Annotated in this window: 6 protein-coding genes; 1 reads left to right on the forward strand and 5 read right to left on the reverse strand. The window is 74.1% G+C overall.

Annotated elements, in window-relative coordinates:
* The 5 genes from ACFUEL_RS34645 to ACFUEL_RS34665 all read right to left on the reverse strand — a co-directional run.
* A partial coding sequence (locus ACFUEL_RS34645; RefSeq protein WP_380241374.1) for a NuoI/complex I 23 kDa subunit family protein occupies positions 1-558 on the reverse strand: 558 nt, incomplete at its 3' end.
* Positions 558-1,517 (reverse strand): NADH-quinone oxidoreductase subunit NuoH, encoded by a 960-nt coding sequence (nuoH, locus tag ACFUEL_RS34650; protein ID WP_380241375.1) that lies wholly within the window; start codon positions 1,515-1,517, stop codon positions 558-560. The genes nuoH and ACFUEL_RS34645, both read right to left, overlap by 1 nt.
* Complete coding sequence (locus ACFUEL_RS34655) at positions 1,514-2,590, reverse strand: NADH-quinone oxidoreductase subunit C (RefSeq protein ID WP_380241377.1); 1,077 nt, start codon at positions 2,588-2,590, stop codon at positions 1,514-1,516. Before ACFUEL_RS34655 ends, nuoH begins: the two co-directional genes overlap by 4 nt.
* Positions 2,587-3,225: an NADH-quinone oxidoreductase subunit B gene (locus tag ACFUEL_RS34660; protein ID WP_380241379.1), complete on the reverse strand. Its 639-nt coding sequence runs from the start codon at positions 3,223-3,225 to the stop codon at positions 2,587-2,589. Before ACFUEL_RS34660 ends, ACFUEL_RS34655 begins: the two co-directional genes overlap by 4 nt.
* Complete coding sequence (locus tag ACFUEL_RS34665; protein ID WP_380241380.1) at positions 3,216-3,623, reverse strand: NADH-quinone oxidoreductase subunit A; 408 nt, start codon at positions 3,621-3,623, stop codon at positions 3,216-3,218. The genes ACFUEL_RS34660 and ACFUEL_RS34665 overlap by 10 nt, the downstream gene beginning before the upstream one ends.
* A 289-nt stretch (positions 3,624-3,912) precedes the next feature.
* On the opposite strand from ACFUEL_RS34665, the gene ACFUEL_RS34670 reads away from it, so the two are divergent.
* Positions 3,913-5,070: a sensor histidine kinase gene (locus tag ACFUEL_RS34670; protein ID WP_380241382.1), complete on the forward strand. Its 1,158-nt coding sequence runs from the start codon at positions 3,913-3,915 to the stop codon at positions 5,068-5,070.
* The last annotated feature ends 83 nt before the right edge of the window (positions 5,071-5,153 follow it).

Raw genomic sequence — 5,153 nt, forward strand, 5'->3', positions numbered from 1 at the left:
CTCCCCACCCTCCTCGGCGGCGGCGGCCGCCGCGGCCGCGGCCGCGGCCAGCTTGTCGGCGGCCTTGCGGGCCATGGCGATCTCCTTGGGCTCCTCCGCCGCGGCGTCGAGCGCGGGCGGCGGCGGGACGGTCCACATCCACTCGCGCAGCCGCTCGCGCTCGTGGGTGAGTTCGCGGATGTCGGTCTCCGCGTACTCGAACTCCGGGGACCAGAACAGCGCGTCGAACGGGCACACCTCGACGCAGATCCCGCAGTACATGCAGAGCGAGAAGTCGATCGCGAAGCGGTCCAGCACGTTGCGGGTGCGGGCGCGGGCGTTCGGGTCGGCGGCGGGCAGCGTCTCCTTGTGGGAGTCGATGTAGATGCACCAGTCCGGGCACTCGCGGGCGCACAGCATGCAGACCGTGCAGTTCTCCTCCAGCAGCGCGATCACGCCGCGGGTGCGCGGCGGCAGGTCGGGCTGCACGTCGGGGTACTGCGCGGTGACGGTCTTCCGCATCATCGTGCGCATCGTGACGGCCAGGCCCTTGGCCAGGCCGGAGCCGGGAATTCCCATTACGAGATCGCCACCTTGATGATGCCGGTCAGGGCGAGCTGGACCAGGGCGAGCGGGATCAGCGCCGTCCACGCGAAGCGCATCAGCTGGTCCTCGCGCAGCCGCGGGTAGGTGACCCGCAGCCAGAGCACCACGAAGGCCAGCGCGAAGGTCTTCGCCAGCGTCCACAGCCAGCCGAGGCCGTCCTCGAACGGGCCGTGCCAGCCGCCCAGGAACAGCACCGAGGTCAGGCCGCAGAGCACCACGATGCCCGCGTACTCGGAGAGCAGGAACAGCGCGAAGCGCAGGCCGGTGTACTCGGTGTACGCGCCGAAGATGATCTCCGAGTCGGCCACCGGCATGTCGAACGGCGGGCGCTGCAACTCGGCCAGGCCGGCCGTGAAGAACACGAACGCGCCGATCAGCTGCCACGGCACCCACCACCAGTGGAAGGCGTCCACGATGCCGGGCAGCGAGACGGTGCCCGCCGCCATCGCCACCGAGGCGGCGGCCAGCAGCATCGGCAGCTCGTACGACATCAGCTGCGCGGCCGTGCGCAGCGCGCCCAGCAGCGAGAACTTGTTGGCCGACGCCCAGCCCGCCATCAGCGAGCCGAGCACGCCGACGCCCATCACGGCCAGCACGAAGAAGATGCCCGCGTCGACCGCCTGGCCGACCATCCCGTCCGGGCCGACCGGGATCACCAGCAGCACCAGCAGGTAGGGCAGCAGCGCGACGGCCGGGGCCAGTTGGAAGACCTTCCGGTCGGCGCCCGCCGGGACGATGTTCTCCTTCTGGACGAACTTGACGCCGTCGGCGACCAGTTGCGCCCAGCCGTGGAACCCGCCCGCGTACATCGGGCCGAGCCGGCCCTGCATGTGCGCCATCACCTTGTGCTCGGCCTGGCCGACCACCAGCGGCAGCACCAGGAACGCCACCAGCGTGCCGACGCAGCGCAGCAGCGTGTCGAGGAGGTTCACGCGCCGTCTCCGTCCTGCTGCTCGGGCTGCTCGGGCTGCTGCTCAGTGGGTGGTTCGGGTGATTCGGGTCGTTCGGGCTGCTCAGGCTGCTCGGGCTTCGGCCGCTCGGGCTTCGGCTGCTCGTCGTGCGCCGGCACGGGCGCGTGCCACGGTGCGTCGGCGGACCGGGTGCGGGCCGTGCGGCGCGGTGCCTCCGCCGGGTCGGCGGACTCCACGGTCTGGCTGACCGATCCCTCGCCGACGCTGCGGGTGCGGCGCGGCCGGTCGGCGCGCACCGGCGGGGCGTCGGGCGCGGCCCCGGCCTGGCTCGCCGAGCCCGCCTCCACGCTGCGGGTGCGGCGCGGCCGGTCGGCCCCGGCGGCCGCTCCGGCCCGTGCGGCGCCGCGGGCCGGGCGTTCGGCGACCGGCGGCAGGGTGCCCTTGAGCGGGCCCCACTCGTTCGGGTCGGGGACGCCGGCGGGCTGCATCTTGCGCCGGGCCGGGCCGCCGTGGTCGGCGGACTCGCCGGGCTCCTTGGCGCCGGGCCAGTCCTTGGCGACCCGGGCGGCCAGCACGAAGTCCTTGCGCAGCGGGTGGCCCTCGAAGCCGTCCGGCAGCAGCAGGGTGACGGGGTGCGGGTGGCCGGTGAACTCGATGCCGAACATCTCCAGGGTCTCCCGCTCGTGCCAGGCGGCACCGGCGTAGACCCCGACGGCGGTCGGCAGCGCGGCCTTCTCGCGCGGCACCCGGGTGCGCAGCAGCAGCCGGCGCACTCCGCCGGGCCGGCCGACGGCGGCCAGGTGCGCGCAGACGGCGAAGCCGCGGTCGAGGTCGTCGACGGCGCTCAGCCAGTCCAGGAAGGCCAGGCCGAGGACGTCGCGGGCGGCGGTGAGCGCCTCGGTCCAGTGCTCGGCGGGCACGTCGACGGTGAGCAGGCCGTACGCCTCGGTGGCGCTCGCCCACGGCCCGACGGACGCGGCGGTCCGCTCGGCGGGCGTCGGTTCGGGCGCGGCGTCCGGGGTCTCCGGCGCTCCGGGCGTCTCGGGGGTGTCGGGCGTCTCGGGCGTCTCGGGCGTCTCGGGGGTGTCGGTCACCGCTGCCCCTCCCCGGCGGTGTCCGGCGCGGGCCGCAGCGGGCGGCGCAGCGCGTCGGCGGGCGCGGCGTAGCGCGTCGGGACGTCCTCGGCGGCGATCTTCTCCTGCAGCTTGAGGATGCCCTGCAGCAGCGCCTCGGGCCGCGGCGGGCAGCCGGGCACGTAGACGTCGACCGGGACGATCTGGTCGACGCCCTTGGTGACGGAGTACGAGTCCCAGTACGGGCCGCCGGAGTTGGCGCAGGCGCCGAAGGAGATGACGTACTTCGGCTCGGGCATCTGCTCGTACAGGCGCTTGACCGCGGGGGCCATCTTGTCGGTGACGGTGCCCGAGACGATCATCAGGTCGGCCTGGCGGGGGCCGGGCGCGAACGGGATGACACCCATCCGGATGAAGTCGTGCTTGGCCATCGACGCGGCGATGAACTCGATCGCGCAGCAGGCGAGTCCGAAGTTGAAGCACCAGAGGCTGTAGCGGCGGCCCCAGTTGAGCACCACCTTGACCGGGTCCGGGGCGAGCCGGGCCAGCGGGCCGAGGCGGCGCTGTTCGACGGCGGCGCCGGGGCGGGCCGGGTCGGGGATGCCGAGCGGGACGGGGCCGTTGCCGGGCGTCCCGTGCGAGTGCGTCACGTCCATTCCAGGACGCCCTTCTTCCAGGCGTAGAGCAGTCCGACCGCGAGGAAGCCGATGAAGACGAACATCTCCACCAGCGTGGCGGCCCCGAAGCCGGCGGCGGCGAACACCGTGGCCCACGGGAACAGGTAGATCGCGTCGACCGCGAAGATCACGTACAGGAACGCGTAGACGTAGTACCGGATCTGGGTGTGCGCCCAGCCCTCACCGACCGGGTCGACCCCGCACTCGTACGCGAGCAGTTTCTCGGGGGTGTCGACCACCGGCCGCATCAGGCGGTTCGCGGTGAAGGCCACCGCGACGAAGAGGACGCCGATGACCGCCAGCAGGCCGACCGCCGCGTAGGCGTCGAAGTAGCCGCTGCCGGCGGCGGGGTCGGCAGCGAGCGGCTGCCACTCCATGGGTCACGCCCTTCTTCTTTGCCCGTCCATAACCATCGCTATCGCGGGAGTCTATGTGCACCGCCCGTTTACTCCGCCACCTGCCCGTCCTGCAAGACGGCCGGTGGACACCCGCCGGACGCCCGGCGGAATTCCGCTTGCGGACGGTCCGGGCCCGGGGTGCAGGACGGGGGGTGGGGTTAACCCCCGGACGAAGAGGGAGTGCAGCACCATGGCGGGAGGGGGCCGCCGACCGGGATGCTGGTGATCGACAAGGCACCGGCGAGCAGACCAGGAGAGGGCGCCGACCATGGAGGACGAGGCGAAGCGCCCGTCGTTGTACGGGGCACGGCTGTGGCTGGAGGTGCGCAACGCACTGCTGAACTTCCCGGTCGGGGTGGCCGGGTTCGTGGTGGCGGTGGTGCTGCTGTCCACCGGCCTGGGCCTGGCGGTGACGGTGGTCGGGCTGCCGCTGCTGGCCTTCGGGCTGAGCTGCTGCCGCTGGTTCGGCCGGCTGGGCCGGGAGCGGGCCCGGACCGAGCTGGGCAGCGCGGTGGCCGAGCCGGAGCCGCTGCGCCCGGCTCGGGCCGGGCTGGCCGGCCGGGTGACGGCCACCCTGGGCGACGGGCTGAACTGGCGCTCCGCGCTGTACTGCGTGGTGCTGCTGCTCTGGGGCGTGCTCGGCTTCGCGCTGACGCTGGTGCTGCTGGTGGTCGGCTGGCCGGTGCTGCCGTGGGCGATGCGGGTGATCTCCGCGGTCTCCCGCTGGCTGGTGGAGGTGCTGCTGTCCCCGGGGGCGCTGGCCGAGCGGGTCCGCGAGCTGGAGGACGACCGGGGCGTGGTGGTCGACACCGCCGCGGCCGACCTGCGCCGCATCGAGCGCGACCTGCACGACGGCGCGCAGGCCCGGCTGGTGGCCCTGGCGATGGACCTGGGCCTGGCCAAGGAGAAGCTGACGGAGGATCCGGAGGCGGCCCAGCAGATGGTCGACGCGGCGCACGGCGAGGTGAAGCTGGCCCTGCAGGAGCTGCGGGACCTGGCCCGCGGCATCCACCCCGCGGTGCTCACCGACCGCGGGCTGGACGCGGCGCTCTCCTCGGTCGCGGCCCGCACCGCGCTGCCCGGCGGCGTCCGGGTGCACGTCGAGCTGGGCGGCGAGCGGCCGGATTCGGCGGTCGAGGGCATCGCCTACTTCACCGTCACCGAGCTGCTCACCAACGCCGCCAAGCACTCCGGTGCCCGCACCGCCTCGGTGGAGGTCCGGCGGCAGGACGGCCGGCTGCTGCTGACGGTCCGTGACGACGGCCGCGGCGGTGCCCGGGTGCACCCGGGCGGCGGGCTGGCCGGCCTGGCCGAGCGCGCCGAGTCGGTGGACGGCGTGTTCGTGGTCGACAGCCCGGAGGACGGGCCGACCTCGGTGACGGTCGAGCTGCCCTGGCACACCCGCTCGGGCCCCGCCAAGAAGTGACGTCCGGGCGCCCCCGGGGGGCGCCCGGACGTGGACGGGCCCCGGGGGGCCCCACCCCTGCGCGGTTCCGCCCGCCCGGCCCC

Origin of the sequence: Kitasatospora sp. NPDC057198, from assembly GCF_042670125.1 — a bacterium.
Classification (GTDB): domain Bacteria; phylum Actinomycetota; class Actinomycetes; order Streptomycetales; family Streptomycetaceae; genus Kitasatospora.